The organism is Marinactinospora rubrisoli (genome assembly GCF_042664915.1).
GTDB lineage: Bacteria > Actinomycetota > Actinomycetes > Streptosporangiales > Streptosporangiaceae > Marinitenerispora > Marinitenerispora rubrisoli.
In genome coordinates, this window is record NZ_JBHTBH010000003.1 from 410,557 (window position 1) to 426,174 (window position 15,618).

The 15,618-nt window shown below is 72.2% G+C and carries 12 protein-coding genes; 8 read left to right on the top strand and 4 right to left on the bottom strand.

Annotated features, from left to right (window positions below):
* The first annotated feature begins 214 nt into the window (after positions 1-214).
* From ACFQRF_RS08580 to ACFQRF_RS08605, 6 genes are all read left to right on the top strand, one after another.
* A complete protein-coding gene (locus ACFQRF_RS08580) occupies positions 215-2,035 on the top strand; it encodes an acetolactate synthase large subunit (RefSeq protein ID WP_379870276.1) in 1,821 nt (606 codons plus the stop codon).
* Positions 2,032-2,556, top strand: a complete 525-nt coding sequence (ilvN, locus tag ACFQRF_RS08585) for an acetolactate synthase small subunit (protein WP_379870277.1) — start codon at positions 2,032-2,034, stop codon at positions 2,554-2,556. Before ACFQRF_RS08580 ends, ilvN begins: the two co-directional genes overlap by 4 nt.
* Positions 2,557-2,674: 118 nt before the next feature.
* Positions 2,675-3,670 carry a ketol-acid reductoisomerase gene (gene ilvC / locus ACFQRF_RS08590; protein ID WP_379870279.1) on the top strand — a complete coding sequence of 332 codons (996 nt, stop codon included), beginning with the start codon at positions 2,675-2,677 and terminating at the stop codon, positions 3,668-3,670.
* Between the two features lie 257 nt (positions 3,671-3,927).
* Complete coding sequence (gene serA / locus ACFQRF_RS08595) at positions 3,928-5,514, top strand: phosphoglycerate dehydrogenase (RefSeq protein ID WP_379870280.1); 1,587 nt, start codon at positions 3,928-3,930, stop codon at positions 5,512-5,514.
* A 471-nt stretch (positions 5,515-5,985) separates the two neighbouring features.
* Complete coding sequence (locus tag ACFQRF_RS08600) at positions 5,986-7,050, top strand: 3-isopropylmalate dehydrogenase (protein ID WP_379870282.1); 1,065 nt, start codon at positions 5,986-5,988, stop codon at positions 7,048-7,050.
* 211 nt (positions 7,051-7,261) lie between these two features.
* The gene (locus ACFQRF_RS08605; RefSeq protein ID WP_379870283.1) at positions 7,262-8,377 is read left to right on the top strand and encodes a branched-chain amino acid aminotransferase; all 1,116 of its coding nucleotides are present in this window, start codon (positions 7,262-7,264) and stop codon (positions 8,375-8,377) included.
* A gap of 63 nt (positions 8,378-8,440) precedes the next feature.
* Here ACFQRF_RS08605 and ACFQRF_RS08610 read toward each other — a convergent pair whose 3' ends face one another.
* A complete protein-coding gene (locus ACFQRF_RS08610) occupies positions 8,441-9,394 on the bottom strand; it encodes an NAD-dependent epimerase/dehydratase family protein (RefSeq protein ID WP_379870285.1) in 954 nt (317 codons plus the stop codon).
* Between the two features lie 108 nt (positions 9,395-9,502).
* Between ACFQRF_RS08610 and ACFQRF_RS08615 the strand changes: the two genes are divergently transcribed.
* A complete protein-coding gene (locus ACFQRF_RS08615; RefSeq protein ID WP_379870286.1) occupies positions 9,503-10,243 on the top strand; it encodes a TetR/AcrR family transcriptional regulator in 741 nt (246 codons plus the stop codon).
* Positions 10,244-10,803: 560 nt separating this feature from the next.
* Entirely contained in the window at positions 10,804-12,558 is a 1,755-nt protein-coding gene (gene cimA, locus ACFQRF_RS08620) for a citramalate synthase (RefSeq protein ID WP_379870288.1), read from the top strand.
* Between the two features lie 319 nt (positions 12,559-12,877).
* On the opposite strand, the gene ACFQRF_RS08625 is transcribed toward cimA, so the two are convergent.
* From ACFQRF_RS08625 to ACFQRF_RS08635, 3 genes are all read right to left on the bottom strand, one after another.
* Complete coding sequence (locus ACFQRF_RS08625) at positions 12,878-13,594, bottom strand: DUF3152 domain-containing protein (protein WP_379870289.1); 717 nt, start codon at positions 13,592-13,594, stop codon at positions 12,878-12,880.
* 223 nt (positions 13,595-13,817) lie between these two features.
* Positions 13,818-15,089: an alpha/beta fold hydrolase gene (locus ACFQRF_RS08630; RefSeq protein ID WP_379870291.1), complete on the bottom strand. Its 1,272-nt coding sequence runs from the start codon at positions 15,087-15,089 to the stop codon at positions 13,818-13,820.
* Positions 15,082-15,576 carry a hypothetical protein gene (locus tag ACFQRF_RS08635; protein WP_379870293.1) on the bottom strand — a complete coding sequence of 165 codons (495 nt, stop codon included), beginning with the start codon at positions 15,574-15,576 and terminating at the stop codon, positions 15,082-15,084. The genes ACFQRF_RS08630 and ACFQRF_RS08635 overlap by 8 nt, the downstream gene beginning before the upstream one ends.
* Positions 15,577-15,618: the final 42 nt, after the last annotated feature.

A 15,618-nucleotide genomic window follows, 5' to 3' on the forward strand; every position in this document is an offset into this window, starting at 1 on the left:
CGGGAAATCGCATGGTGGTCCTAGTATCTCGTATGTTGAGACAAAATCGGGTTCCAGTTGACGGGGAAGCTCCGGCTCGGCCATCGTTGGGAACGTGCAGAGCAACTCGCTAATTCTCGTACTTGGTCGGCGCGCCGCGAGCTGACCAAGCTGACGCTGCGCGCTCCCCTCAACCGCCTTGGTGCCGGTGAGGGGTTTTTTGTTGCCAGAGCACGTGAAACCTGAGCCCTCTCCGAAGGATCTTGTGATGACCGAGCAGATGACCGGAGCCCAATCGCTCATCAGGTCGCTGGAGCATGTCGGCGTCGACGTGGTGTTCGGGATTCCGGGCGGGGCCATCCTCCCCGCCTACGACCCGCTCTACGACTCGGCCGGGGTGCGCCACATCCTCATGCGGCACGAGCAGGGCGCCGGCCACGCGGCGGAGGGGTACGCCTACGCCACCGGCCGTCCCGGTGTCTGCATGGCCACCAGCGGGCCCGGGGCCACCAACCTCGTCACCCCGCTCGCCGACGCCTACATGGACTCGGTGCCGATGGTCGCGATCACCGGCCAGGTCGCCGCCCCCCTGATCGGCACGGACGCCTTCCAGGAGGCGGACATCTGCGGCATCAGCCTGCCGATCACCAAGCACAACTTCCTGGTGCGCGAGGCGGCCGACATCCCCCGGACCGTCGCGGAGGCGTTCCACATCGCCTCCACCGGCCGGCCCGGCCCCGTGCTCGTCGACATCTCCAAGAGCGCACTGCAGACCGACACCGAGTTCCAGTGGCCGCAGCGCCTCGACCTGCCGGGGTACCGGCCGGTCACCAAACCGCACGGCAAGCAGGTCCGCGAGGCCGCCCGGCTGATCGCCGAGGCGCGCCGCCCGGTGCTCTACGTCGGCGGCGGAGTGCTCAAGGCCGGCGCGGCGCAGGAGCTGCGGGTGCTCGCCGAGCTGACCGGGCTCCCAGTCGTCACCACCCTGATGGCCCGCGGTGCCTTCCCCGACAGCCACCGCCAGCACCTCGGCATGCCCGGCATGCACGGCACGGTCGCCGCCGTGGGCGCCCTGCAGCGCGCCGACCTCATCGTCGCGCTCGGCGCCCGCTTCGACGACCGGGTCACCGGGAGGCTGGACAGCTTCGCGCGCGACGCCAAGATCGTGCACGCCGACATCGACCCGGCCGAGATCTCCAAGAACCGGCACGCCGACGTCCCCATCGTCGGCGACTGCCGTGAGGTGATCGCCGACCTCGTCGTGGCGGTCCGCGCCGACCAGGCGGCCGGCCGGCAGGGCGACTACGAGGGCTGGTGGGCGCAGCTCGACCGGCTGCGCACCGTCTACCCGCTCGGCTACGAACAGCCCACCGACGGCTCGCTGGCCCCGCAGCACGTCATCAAGCGGCTCGGTGAGATCGTCGGCCCCGAGGCCGCCTACGTGCCCGGCGTCGGGCAGCACCAGATGTGGGCCGCCCAGTTCATCGACTACGAGCGGCCGGGCAGCTTCATCAACTCCGGCGGCGCCGGCACGATGGGCTTCTCGGTCCCCGCCGCGCTCGGCGCCAAGGTCGGGCGCCCCGACCAGACCGTGTGGTCCATCGACGGCGACGGCTGCTTCCAGATGACCAACCAGGAGCTCGCGACCTGCGCGATCGAGGGCATCCCGATCAAGGTCGCCGTCATCAACAACGGCAACCTGGGCATGGTCCGGCAGTGGCAGACCCTGTTCTACGAGGGCCGCTATTCCAACACCAATCTGCAGACCGCGCCGCCGGCCGACGGCGCCAAGGTCCGGATCCCGGACTTCGTGCGGCTGGCCGAGGCGTACGGTTGTGTCGGGCTTCGGTGCGAGCGCGTCGAGGACGTCGACGCCACCATCGAGAAGGCCATGGCCATCGACGACGCCCCGGTCGTCGTCGACTTCACCGTCAACCACGACGCGATGGTGTGGCCCATGGTCGGCCCCGGCATCAGCAACGACAACATCCAGTTCGCGCGCGACATGGCGCCGGACTGGGACGACGAGGACCAGGAGAGGGCCACGATCCGATGAGTCTGCACACGCTGTCCGTCCTCGTCGAGGACACGCCGGGGGTGCTGGCCCGCGCGTCCGGACTGTTCTCCCGTCGTGGCTTCAACATCCACTCCCTCACGGTGGGTCCCACCGAGTACGAGGGGCTGTCCCGCATGACGATCGTGGTCAACTGCGACCGCCACCCCCTGGAGCAGGTGACCAAGCAGCTCAACAAGCTGGTGAACGTCATCAAGATCGTCGAGATGGACGCCGACGCCTCCGTGCGCCGGGAGCTGCTGCTGATCAAGGTCAAGGCCGACGCCGCCAGCCGCTCCCACGTGCTGGAGACGGCCGAACTGTTCCGCGCCAACGTCGTCGACGTCAGCCCGGACGTGGTCGTCATCGAGGCAACCGGCAAGCCCGAGAAGCTCGAAGCGCTGATCCGCAACCTGGAGCCGTTCGGGATCAAGGAGCTGGTGAAGTCCGGGCTGGTCGCCCTCGGCCGCGGGCCGCGGTCGATCACCGACCGCTCCCTGCGCGCCGTCGAGCGCAGCGCCTGATCACCGCGCGCCCGCGCGGACGCACCGTACGCACATGTCCGCGGCCCGAATCCGGCCGCCGCGCCCGCCAGGCCGGCGGCGCCGGGCCGCGACCGCAACCAACAAGGAGTAAGCCGAAGTGGCAGCAGAGATGTACTACGACGACGCCGCCGACCTGAGCGTCATCCAGGGGCGCAAGGTCGCCGTCATCGGCTACGGCAGCCAGGGGCACGCGCACGCGCTGTCGCTGCGGGATTCCGGCGTCGACGTCCGGGTCGGCCTCGCTGAGGGCTCCAAGAGCCGGGCGAAGGCCGAGGAGGAGGGGCTGCGGGTCGTCACTCCCGCGCAGGCGGCCGAGGAGGCCGACCTCATCATGATCCTGGTCCCCGACCACATCCACCGTGACCTGTACGCCAACGAGATCGCCCCGCACCTCCAGGAGGGCGACGCGCTGTTCTTCGGCCACGGGTTCAGCATCCGGTACGGCCTGATCGAGCCGCCGGCCGGTGTGGACGTCGCCATGGTCGCCCCCAAGGGCCCCGGCCACCTGGTCCGCCGCCAGTTCGAGGAGGGGCGCGGCGTCCCGGTGCTGGTCGCGGTGGAGAAGGACGCCTCCGGCTCCGCCTGGGACCTGGCGCTGTCCTACGCCAAGGGCATCGGCGGCACCCGCGCCGGCGCGCTGAAGACCACCTTCACCGAGGAGACCGAGACCGACCTGTTCGGCGAGCAGGCCGTGCTGTGCGGCGGCGTGTCCGAGCTGATCAAGGCCGGCTTCTCCACCCTCGTCGAGGCGGGCTACCAGCCCGAGGTCGCCTACTTCGAGTGCCTGCACGAGATGAAGCTCATCGTGGACCTCATGTACGAGGGCGGCATCTCCAAGATGTACTGGTCGGTCTCGGACAACGCGGAGTTCGGCGGCTACACCCGCGGCCCGCGCGTCATCACCGAGCAGACCCGTGAGGAGATGCGCCGCATCCTCGCCGAGGTGCGGGACGGGACGTACGCGCGGGAACTCGTGGCGGAGTTCGACGCCGGCCGCCCCAACTTCCTCAAGCGCCGCGAGGCCGAGCAGGGCGAGCAGATCGAGAAGGTCGGCGCCGAGCTGCGGCCGCTCATGAGCTGGCTGAAGGGCTGATCCACCCCGGCGCGGCCGGTGTCCCCGCCCCGCGCGGGACGGCCGGCCGCGCCCGGTCCCGGTCGCCGGGGGGACGGTCAGGGGCGGTCAGGGGCCGCGCGCCGCATGTTCGGGCCCCATACCGTGTGTGTTCCCGACCGGCGCACTAGACTTCTGCTGGCCATTTCCGCTTGCCGGAACTGTCGGGGCGTGGCGGGCGCCCGGCCCCGGACGCCGTCCCGCGCACCGATGCCGCCGCAACCACATAAGGATCTGCTGTGCCCAAGCCCGTCGTACTCGTCGCGGAAGAACTCTCGCCCGCTGGTGTCGCGCTGCTGGAGGAGGACTTCGAGGTCCGCTCCACCGACGGCGCCGACCGATCGCTGCTGCTCCCGGCCCTCGCCGACGTCGACGCCCTGATCGTGCGCAGCGCGACCCGGGTCGACGCCGAGGCGCTGGCGGCGGCGCCGAAGCTGAAGGTCGTGGCGCGCGCCGGCGTCGGGCTGGACAACGTCGACGTGGACGCCGCCACCAAGGCGGGTGTGCTCGTGGTCAACGCGCCCACCTCCAACATCGTCAGCGCCGCCGAGCAGGCCATCAACCTGCTGCTCGCCTCCGCCCGTAACACCGCCCCGGCCCACCAGGCGCTGATCAAGGGCGAGTGGAAGCGCTCGAAGTACACCGGTGTCGAGCTGTACGACAAGACGGTCGGCATCGTGGGGCTGGGGCGCATCGGCGTGCTCGTGGCCCAGCGGCTGTCGGCCTTCGGCACCCGGCTCATCGCCTTCGACCCGTTCGTGCAGCCGGCCCGCGCCGCGCAGATCGGGGTGGAGGTGGTCGGGCTGGAGGAGCTGCTGGAGCGCAGCGACTTCATCACCGTGCACCTGCCGAAGAACAAGGACACCATCGGCCTCATCGGCGAGGACGCGCTGCGGCGGGTCAAGCCGAGCGTCCGCATCATCAACGCCGCTCGTGGCGGCATCGTGGACGAGGACGCGCTGTACCGGGCCCTGAAGGAGGGCCGGGTCGCCGGGGCCGGGATCGACGTGTTCGCCAAGGAGCCGTGCACGGACAGCCCGCTGTTCGAGTTCGAGAGCGTGGTGGTGGCCCCGCACCTGGGCGCGAGCACGCACGAGGCGCAGGAGAAGGCGGGCACCCAGGTCGCGCGGTCGGTCAAGCTCGCGCTGTCCGGCGAGTTCGTGCCGGACGCGGTGAACGTGCAGGGCGGGGCGGTGGCCGAGGACGTCAAGCCGGGGCTGCCGCTGGCCGAGAAGCTCGGCCGGATCTTCACCGCGGTGGCCGGTGGGATCGCCAGCCGGATCGACGTCGAGGTGCGCGGGGAGATCGCCGCGCACGACGTCAAGGTGGTGGAGCTCGCCGCGCTGAAGGGCGTCTTCGGCGGCGTGGTCGAGGAGGCGGTCACCTACGTCAACGCGCCGCTGCTGGCCAAGGAGCGCGGCGTCGAGGTGAACCTGGTGACCAGCGACGACAGCTCCGACTGGCGCAATGTCATCGCGGTGCGCGGCATCCTGGCCGACGGCCAGCGGGTGTCGGTGTCGGGCACGCTCACCGGACCGCGGCAGCACGAGAAGCTGGTCGAGCTGAACGGCTACGGCATGGAGATCGCGCTGAGCGAGCACATGGCGTTCCTGTCCTACGAGGACCGGCCGGGCATCGTGGGCACCGTGGGCGCGCTGCTCGGCGAGGCGGGCGTGAACATCGCCGGCATGCAGGTCAGCCGGGACGCCGAAGGCGGCACGGCGCTCATCACGCTCACGGTGGACTCCGCGATTCCGGGCGAGACCCTGGAGGCCATCGCCGCCGAGATCCGGGCCGAGAGCAGCCGCCAGGTCGACCTGCTCTGACGGGTCGCGCCGTGCCGCCGCGGCGGCACGGCGCACCGTGGGGCTTTCCGGCCGGAACCGGGGAGCCGCCCCACACCGTTACTCGGACGTCCGATAGTCTGCCGTCCGAGGAGTTCCGCACGATGCCACGCCGCAGAGATCCGGCTGCGTCGGCACCAGGGCCTGGCGATCCCACCGGCCCCGCGGACCACGCCACGGCCGGGCGTACGGCCGCCCCTCCCCGAGCCACCTGACGGGCACACCGCCCGGGGAGCGCTCTGCGGCTCCGCGCGTACCGCGAACCGGTCCGGACGGCGTCCCGGTGCCGGCTGGACACCGGGCCTAGGGCCGCCTCCCGGCTCGCTAGGCTGACCCCGGTCCCGTTTCCCCTGGTCTCAGCATGTGAGAGGCCACCCGGGTGGCGAAGGCGGTCGGCGCGCCGACCCGGACCAGTGTTCCGACCCGACGAGTTCGACGAAGTTGAGGCATCGCATGGCTGCTCGCACCGTGAAGTTGGCCGTCATCCCCGGTGACGGCATCGGCCCCGAGGTCGTCGCCGAGGGGCTCAAGGTGCTCGCCACCGTCGCCCCCGCGCACGACCTGGCGCTCGACACCACCGAGTACGAGCTCGGCGCCAAGCGGTGGCACGCCACCGGGGAGACCCTGCCCGACACCGTGGCGGCGGAACTGCGCGAGCACGAGGCGATCTTCCTCGGCGCGGTCGGCGACCCGACGGTGCCCAGCGGCGTCCTGGAGCGCGGCCTGCTGCTGCGGCTGCGCTTCGACTTCTCGCACTACGTCAACCTGCGGCCGGTCCGGCTGTATCCCGGCGTGCACACCCCACTCGGCGACGTCACCCCCGAGGACATCGACATGCTGGTCGTGCGCGAGGGCACCGAGGGCCCCTACGCCGGCATGGGCGGCGTGCTGCGCAAGGGCACGCCCGGTGAGATCGCCACCCAGGACAGCGTCAACACCCGCTTCGGGGTGGAGCGGGTGGTCCGTTACGCCTTCGCCAAGGCGGCGGAGCGCCCGCGGCACCGGCTCACCCTCGTGCACAAGGACAACGTCCTCACCTTCGCCGGCGAGCTGTGGCAGCGCGTCGTGCGCGAGGTCGGCGCCGAGTACCCGCAGGTCGCCGTCGACTACCTGCACGTCGACGCCGCCACCATGTTCTTCGTGACCCAGCCGCGGCGTTTCGACGTCGTCGTCACCGACAACCTGTTCGGCGACATCATCACCGACCTCGGCGCCGCCGTCGCCGGTGGCATCGGGCTGGCCGCGAGCGGCAACATCAACCCCGAGCGCGACTTCCCGAGCATGTTCGAGCCGGTGCACGGCTCGGCGCCGGACATCGCCGGTCAGGGCAAGGCCGACCCGACCGCGACCATCCTGTCCGCCGGCCTCATGCTCGACCACCTCGGCTACGCCGACGCGGCCCGCCGGATCGAGCGTGCCGTCGGCGAGGACCTGCAGGCCCGTGCCAAGGACGGCCTGGTCCGCTCCACGAGCGAGATCGGCGACGACATCGCCCGGCGAGTAGCGGAGCAGGGCTGAGCGAATCCTCGCCTCAGCCCTGCTGGCACCCCGGCGCGGCTGAGGCACCTGGCGATCCTCCACGGTGCAACGGGCGCGCCCACGGCGCGCCCGTTCGTCATGTTCGCCCGGTTCGGCCGGGTGATATGGCCCGGGACGCGACGATTCGGCAGACTGGAAGCCGGGTCGGCAGCGTCGCCGACCCGCAGTACCCGAGAGGAACCTACGCGCTATGAACACCACCACCACAAGCGGTCTGACGTTCGACATCCGGCCGTCGTCCCAGCGGAGGACCCCGCGGGAACGCGCCGCGCTGCTGGAGAACCCCGGGTTCGGCAACGTGTTCACCGACCACATGGTCACCATCCGCTACACCGAGGGGCAGGGCTGGCACGATGCCCGCCTGGAGCCCTACGGACCCGTCCAACTCGACCCGGCGACCGCCGCCCTCCACTACGCCCAGGAGATCTTCGAAGGGCTCAAGGCGTACCGGCACCCGGACGGCTCGATCGCCGCCTTCCGGCCCGAGGTCAACGCGGCCCGGCTGAACACCAGCGCCCGCCGCCTCGCCATGCCCGAGCTGCCCGAGGAACTGTTCCTGCGCGCCATAACGACGCTGCTGGAGCACGACGGCGAGTGGGTTCCCACCCAGGAGGGACACAGCCTCTACCTTCGCCCGTTCATGTTCGCCACCGACGTCGGCCTCGGCGTCAACAACCCGTCCCGCAGCTACCTGTTCATGGTCATCGCCTCCCCCGCGGCGGCGTACTTCTCCGGCGGGATCACACCGGTCACCGTCTGGCTCAGCGAGGACTTCACCCGTGCCGCGCCCGGCGGCACCGGCGCCGCGAAGTTCGCCGGCAACTACGCGGCCAGCTTCCTCGCCCAGGCCCAGGCGGTCGAGCAGGGCTGCGACCAGGTCGTCTGGCTGGACGCGGTCGAGCACCGGTGGGTCGAGGAGATGGGGGGCATGAACCTGTTCTTCGTCTTCGGCTCCGGGGAGAACGCCCGGCTGCTCACTCCCGCGCTCACCGGCACGTTGCTGCCGGGGGTCACCCGCGACTCACTGCTCAAGCTCGGTCCCGAGCTGGGCATCCCGGCCGAAGAAGGGCGGCTGTCCACCGACGAGTGGCGGGCGGCGGCCGAGAGCGGTGAGCTGACCGAGGTGTTCGCGTGCGGCACGGCGGCGGTCATCACCCCGGTCGGGCACGTCCGCAGCACCCAGGGCGAGTTCCGGATCGGCGACGGTGCGCCCGGTCCGGTGACGATGCGGCTGCGTGAGGAGCTGGTCGGCATCCAGTACGGCACCCGTCCCGACAGCCACGGCTGGGTCCGCCGGATGGCCTGACCGGCTCGTTCCACGCCGCCGCGGCCCCGCATCGCCTCCGTGCGATGCGGGGCCGCGGCGGTGTCAGCGGCGCGCGATCGCCTCGCGGTACCAGGCGATGGTGGCGTCCAGTGCCGCACCGAGCGGGGTGGGCCGGACGGCGAACGCGCGCTCGAAGGCGGAGGAGTCCACGATCTGCGGCTCGGTGTGCTGGTAGAAGAGCTCGGCGTACTCCCGCATGAAGCGCTCATCGAACGGGCCGAACGCGCGCGGCTCGTCGAGCACCACGACCTTGAGCGGCCGGCCGACCCGCTCCTCGATCATCGCGTGCACCTCGCGGGTGGACACCGCCGGGGCGGTGGGCAGGTGCCATACCCGGCCGTCGCCCTCGGGGCGCTCGCCCAGCGTGGCCAGCCCGGAGGCGACGTCGCCGATGTAACCGTAGCTGTGCGGCAGGTCGATGTCGCCGAGCGCCAGCACCTCGCCACCGGTCAGGGCACCGGGGAAGACGGCACCGCCCAGGGTGGAGTTGAGGACCCCGGGGCCGACGAAGTCGGCGGCCCGGCCCAGTGCGACCCGCACCCGTCCGGACTCGTGCGCGGCGAGGTAGATCTCGTCCAGGTGGGCCCGCATCTGCCCCTTGCGGCCGGTCGCCCGCCACGGGGTGTTCTCGGTCATGACGGCCCCGCCGGTGCTGCCGTAGGGGTAGAGCGTGTCGAGTACGACGAGCCGGGCGCCTTCGGCCTCGGCGGCGGCCAGGATCGACTTCTGAATACCGGGGAGGAGGTCGACCTGGCGGTGGTAGTCCACGTTGACGCAGTGGTAGACGGTGGCGGCACCGGCGATCGCGGCGCGGACCTGGGCGGGATCGGCCGCGTCGGCCGCGTGGCGTTCGACGCCGGCCGTCCGCGGGCCGTCGCCGCTGCGATTGACCAGCCGGACTCGATGGCCGCGGCGGGCGAGTTCGGCGGCGAGCGCGGTTCCGGCCGGGCCGGAACCCAGGACGACGTGATGGGCGGCGGGGGCGGTGCTGGGCATGGGGACTCCTAGGGGGCTGCGCGACCGTGTAGTTACGATGTCTAACATACGTTATGGAGTGTAACGTGCGCTAGGCTCTCTCACGCGTCGGGTCGAGAGGAGACGGGTGTGACGTCGACCGGAGGGCTGCGGTCCCGCTACCGGGAGCAGACTCGCGCCGAGATCAAGGCGATCGCGTTGCGGCAACTGGCGGAGGGGGGAACCGGGGCCGTCGCGCTCACCCGCATCGCCAAGGAACTCGGGCTGTCCGGCCCGGCGCTCTACCGCTACTTCGCCAACCGCGACGACCTGCTGACCGCGCTGATCCGGGACGCCTACGACGACGCGGCCGCGGCCATCGCCGGCGCCGGGCCCCGAGCCGCGGGAGAACCGGCGCGGGAACGGCTGCACCGCCTGTCCGCCGCGTACCGGACGTGGGCGGTGACCCATCCGCACCGTTACCTGCTGATCGCCGGCTCGCCGCAGCCCGGATACACCGCCCCGGCCGACACCGTCGACCGCGCGCGGTCCGCACTCGGCCACTTCCTCCCGCTCTTCGCCGGAGCGGAACCGGTCCCCGCGGTGCTCCCCGTGGCACGGCGGCTGGCCGCGTGGGCGGAGCGGGAGCCCGCGGTCGCCGAATGGGTCGCCGCGGCCGTGGCGGGGACATCGGGGGAAGCACCACCCGCGGACGCCGGCGCCTCCTCCGCGACCGGAATCTCCCTCGCCGGCGCGCTCATGTCCTGGACGCGCACGCACGGCGTCATCAGCCTGGAGGTCGCGGGGCACTTCACCGGCATGGGGCACGACCCCGCGGGACTGCTGGCGGCCGAAATCGACATCCTCGCGGACGCCTTCCGGCTCGACTGACCGACGCTCCACCTCACCGGACGCCGCGCGCCGTTCCGGAGGGCCACCACTGAGGGATGGCCGTCGATGCCGCGGGCTCCCGACCGCTCTCCAGGCCGCGCACGCGGGAATCGCTCCGGTCTCCCGGGACTCGGGCGAGCGCGCGAACGACCACCGCAGAACCGGCGCTACAGCCGAAGACCGTGCCTCCTGTTCTACCTGTCGGCGCGGTCGGCGCTGCTGCGACCGGGCGCGTCCCCGGAGTACTACCGGAGGGCTAAGGAGCACCCCAGGCCACGGACCCTGGTCGGCACCCGCGCCCCAGAGGCTTCGGCGGGACTTCGGAGCGCGGGTGCTACGGCCGACACCGGCATTGGGATGCCCCAGCGGATTCCGCAGACTCCCGCCACCTGCGACGATCCCATGTGGCAGACTGGTCCCGTGCCGTCGCGGCTGATCATTATCGAGCGGCGCGCTGGCTGACCACGGACCTCGCCAGCGCGCTGACCTCTCGTGTCCACGAGGGGTCTTTTTTATTGGGCCGGCGGGGCGACCACCACCTGTTTCGGGGAGTTCCACCCATGTTGGACGACAGTTTCCACGTCTTCGACACCACGCTGCGCGACGGTGCGCAACGGGAGGGGATCACCCTCACCGTGGCCGACAAGCTGGCGATCGCGCGACTGCTGGACGAGTTCGGCGTGGGCTTCATCGAGGGCGGATGGCCCGGCGCCAACCCGAAGGACACCGAGTTCTTCCGGCGCGCCCGCACCGAGCTCCAGCTGCGGCACGCCCGCCTCACCGCGTTCGGCGCCACCCGTCGTCCCGGGGTCCGGGCGGCGGACGACCCGCTGGTGGCCGCCCTGCGCGACTCGGGGGCGCCGGTCGTCACGCTGGTGGCCAAGAGCGACGCCCGGCACGTCGAGCGGGCGCTGCGCACCACGCTCGCGGAGAACCTGGCCATGGTCGCCGACACCGTGGCGTACCTGCGAGAGCACGGTCAGCGGGTCTTCGTGGACTGCGAGCACTTCTTCGACGGCTACCGGTACGACCCCGAGTACGCGCTGAGCGTGGTGCGCGCCGCGGCGGAGGCCGGCGCCGACGTCGTCGTGCTGTGCGACACCAACGGCGGGATGCTCCCGGCCGACGTGACCGCGGTGGTCGGCGCGGTCCACGCGCGCACCGGCGCCCGGCTGGGCATTCACGCCCAGGACGACACCGGCTGCGCGGTCGCCAACACGCTGGCCGCGGTGGACGCCGGCGCGACCCACGTGCAGTGCACCGCGAACGGCTACGGCGAGCGGGTCGGTAACGCCAACCTGTTCTCGGTGGTCGCCGCCCTGGAGCTGAAGTACGACCGCCGGGTGCTCCCCAAGGGCGGGCTGCGGGAGATGACGCGGGTCTCGCAGGCCGTGGCCGAGATCGTCAACATCGCTCCGGCGACCCACCAGCCGTACGTGGGGGTGTCGGCCTTCGCCCACAAGGCGGGCCTGCACGCCTCCGCCATCAAGGTGGACCCGGACCTGTACCAGCACACCGATCCGGCGCTGGTGGGCAATGACATGCGGATGCTGGTGTCGGACATGGCGGGCCGCGCGTCGGTGGAGCTGAAGGCGCGGGAGCTGGGTTTCGACCTTTCGGACGACCGCGCCGTGCTCGGCCGCGTGGTCGACCGGATCAAGGCGCTGGAGTCGCAGGGATACAGCTTCGAGGCTGCGGACGCGTCCCTGGAACTGCTGCTCCGCGAGGAGCTGGGGCAGCCGGTGCGGTACTTCAGGGCAGAATCCTGGCGCGTGATCACGGAGCGACGAGCCGGCGAACGTCCGGAGCCGTCGGCGGTGAGCGCCGGAGGCCGGTTGTCGTCGGCGGTGGAGGGGAGTGAGCTGGGGAGCGCGACGGGTGGTGGGGTGCGGCGAGCCGGTGAACGACCGGAGCCGACGATGGCGTCGGGCGGAGCCCCCGCCGTTCCCGCCGGGTCGGACGCGGTCGCCGCGCTCAGTGAAGCCACCGTCAAGCTGCACGTCAAGGGCGAGCGGGTGATCGCCGCGGCCGAGGGGAACGGGCCGGTCAATGCGCTGGACCGGGCATTGCGGTCCGCCATGGAGGGCGTCTACAGCGCCATGGCGGGATTCGCGTTGACCGACTACAAGGTGCGGATCCTGGAGAACACCTCCGGTTCGGATGCGGTCACCCGGATCCTGGTCACCTTCGGGGACGGCCGCGGTGAGTGGACCACGGTCGGCGTGGGGGAGAACGTCATCGACGCCTCTTGGACGGCGCTGGAGCAGGCGGTGACCTACGGCCTGCTGCGCCAGGGGTACCCGAGCGTGAGCTGACCGCGGTGGGCCGCGGCCCACACCTCTGGCGAGGACGGTTTCCGCACCCGGGGCGTGGTGGCTTGCGAGGCACCGGTCGGTGTTGCCGCCGAGACCCGGCGCGACGCGGGGGCGATGCGTCCGGTTCGAGAACTTCGCCCCGGGCTCCTGAGGCTCCGCCGTCCTCGCGCCTCCCCGGCCTGCCACGGCGAGCGTGCGCACCACCGCTCCGGCGCCGCCGACACCGCACCGTCCCCGAACCGGAACCGCGGTACCCGGCCGGTACCTTGGCCCGCGACCGGCGTTCCGTCTCCCTGCGGGGCGGGGCGCCGGTCCGCCGTCAGGGGTGCGGCCAGCCGTTCGGTTCGCAGCCCTGGAGACCGAGGGTCTGCTGCTGCATGACGGGGGCGCGCTCGCCCGCGCCGGGGCAGGTGACGTGCCCGTGCCCGAGCGCATGGCCGACCTCGTGGTTGACCACGTAGACGCGGTAGGTCGCGAGGTCGCCGTCGAAGTGGCGGACCCCGCTCACCCACCGGTTCTGGTTGATAATCGCCCGGTCGCCCTGCGTGCAGGAGACCTCCCCCTCCGTCCGCAGCGGATAACAGAGGTCGTCCACCGTGGCCGGCGCCGCCAGCGCCACCCGGAAGTCCACCGGCCCGGAGTCCACCCGCTGCACCGACATGCCGTCGCCGATCCAGCCGCGCGGGTCGGCGAGTACCTCGTCGACGGCGGCGGCGAAGTCACCGGCCGCGCCGGGCAGCCCCTCCTCGACCTCCACCAGGTAGCGCCGCAGCGGCCCCGAGCCGCGCACGGGGCTCTCACCGGCCACCACCGTCAACTCGCCGTCGGCGGTCGCCACCTCCGGCACCACGGAACGCAGCAGCACGGGCGGCGCGGGCGCCTGCTCCTCCGGTGGCCGTGGTGCCGCCGCCTCGGCGGGGTCGGCGGGCCGGGCGGATCCGGCGTGCGGTGGCACCGTGCTGAAGTTCGCCGCGTTCACCAGCCACTCGCCGGGCGGCAGCGTTCCGGTGGCCAGCAGGACCACTCCGGCGGACACGACGGCCAGCCCGCTGACCAGCCTCGGGCGGATTCGGCTGCGCCGACGGTGCGCGGGGCGGTAGCGCCGTCGGCGTTTCACGGCAGGGGTCGGCAATGCGGGCCTTTCCGGGGTGGGGGGAGCTATCTCGGCATTCCGCACCGTACGTGATCAGCGCGCCGTTCGCCACAGCGGAGGGTGACCGGCGGCTCGCCGGACGGCGTCCGGACCGGCGCCGCGAGCGTCACGCGCCGGGGCCCGGCGCCTTCCGGGCGGCGACCGAGGGCTCCGTGGGCGCCTGCGCCAGGAAATCCGTGATGAGGTCCGCGAGCCGGGCGGGATGCTCGACCGCCATGGCGTGACTGGCACCTTCAAGCCGCGTCACCCGCAGCAGAGGATTGTCCCGCCCGGCGGCGTCGAGGCGATCGGCCAGCCCCGCACGGTGGGCGGCGTACAACCGGTGGAACGCCCGCTGCTCCGGCAGGTCCTCGGTCGCCATGACGAGGAGCAGCGCACAGCGCGCGTCCCGGGCGGCCTGGACCGGATCGAAGTCCTGCTGGAAGCGCCGCAGCCGCGCGAGCGTGTCGGCGCGGGGGCGGAGGAACGTGCCGTCGCCGTGCACGGTCAGGTTGCGTTCGAATGCCTCGTCCCAGGTCTCCTCGGCGATCCCGTACCGCGCCGCCATCGCCCGCTGTCCGGTCCGCGCCGTGGCCAGGTGTTCGGCGGACAGCGGCTCGGCCATCGCGGCGGCCATAGCGGTGAACGTGGCGTCGAGCCGGGCGAGCTCCCGCGCGGCCTCCGCCGGATCCAGACCAGGGAGCTGTTCCGGCCGGGTGGGGGTCGGGTTGCCGTCCAGACTGACCGCACCGGGGCACTCCGGGTGGTGCCGTGCCCACTGGGCGGCGAGCATGCCGCCCAGCGACACCCCGACCACGGCCGGTGCCGCCAGGCCGAATGCGTCGGCGACGGCGGCCAGATCCGCCAGCACCGCCTCCCAGTCCCATGGCCCGTCACCGGACCGGCCGTGTCCGCGCAGGTCCACCGCCACCACACGGTGATGGGCTCGCAGCGCCTCCGCAAGCGGAGTCACCGTCGCGAGGTTCCCGCCGGAACCATGCAGGAGCAGGACGGAGCCGCGAGCCGCCGAGCGTCCGGAGCCGTCGGCGCTCTCGCGCGTAGCGCCTTCTGCGCCGGCGGTGAAGGGGAGTGAGGTGGTGAGCGCGACCGGGGGTACAGGGCGGCGAGCCGCCGAGCGTCCGGAGCCGTCGGCGCCAGCGGCCGGAGGCCGATCCGCGTTGGTGGTGGAGGAAAGTGAGGTGGTGAGCGCGACCGGGGGTACAGGGCGGCGAGCCGCCGAGCGTCCGGAGCCGTCGGCGCCAGCGGCCGGAGGCCGATCCGCGTTGGTGGTGGAGGGGAGTGAGGTGGTGAGCGCGACCGGAGGTGTCTCTTGTTCCGGTCCACCGAAGTCGCGGGCCGCGATGGTGATCCCCGCGGAGTCGACCAGCACGTCACGCATGTCTCGTACGTCCTTCCGAACGGAGGCGGTCGCGGATGGCGCTTGCCACCACGCCGCCCTCGGGGTGGCGAGGGAGCCGACCGCGCGCGACGAGGTCGTGGACGCCCTGGCGGGTGATCCCGAGCATGGCCCCGGCCACGGGGTAGGAGACCCGCTCGGCCGTCGGATGCCCCACCCGCCAGGCGACGACCTGGCCCATGGGAGTGCGCCACCAGTCGACCGGCGGGTCGAACGGGCCATCGCCGGGGAACAGCGTGGCCACGAGCCGCACGACCAGCCCGATGGCGGCCTGGTCGTCGGCTTCGAGCATGCCGCGCGCCCAGGTCGTCGCGCGGGCCCGCACCGCCGTCCGCACACCCTCGACCGTCGCGTCGCCTTCGAGCAGGATCTCCAGCGGATCGAGCAGGCGCGTGTCGATCAGGCGGACCAGCTGGTCCCTGAGTTCTTGCTCATTCGGCGGCATCGACTCCCCTTTCTTGACGTTCATCGTCAAGCACTTGACGAAGCTTGTCAAGTGGCCAAGGTGTCC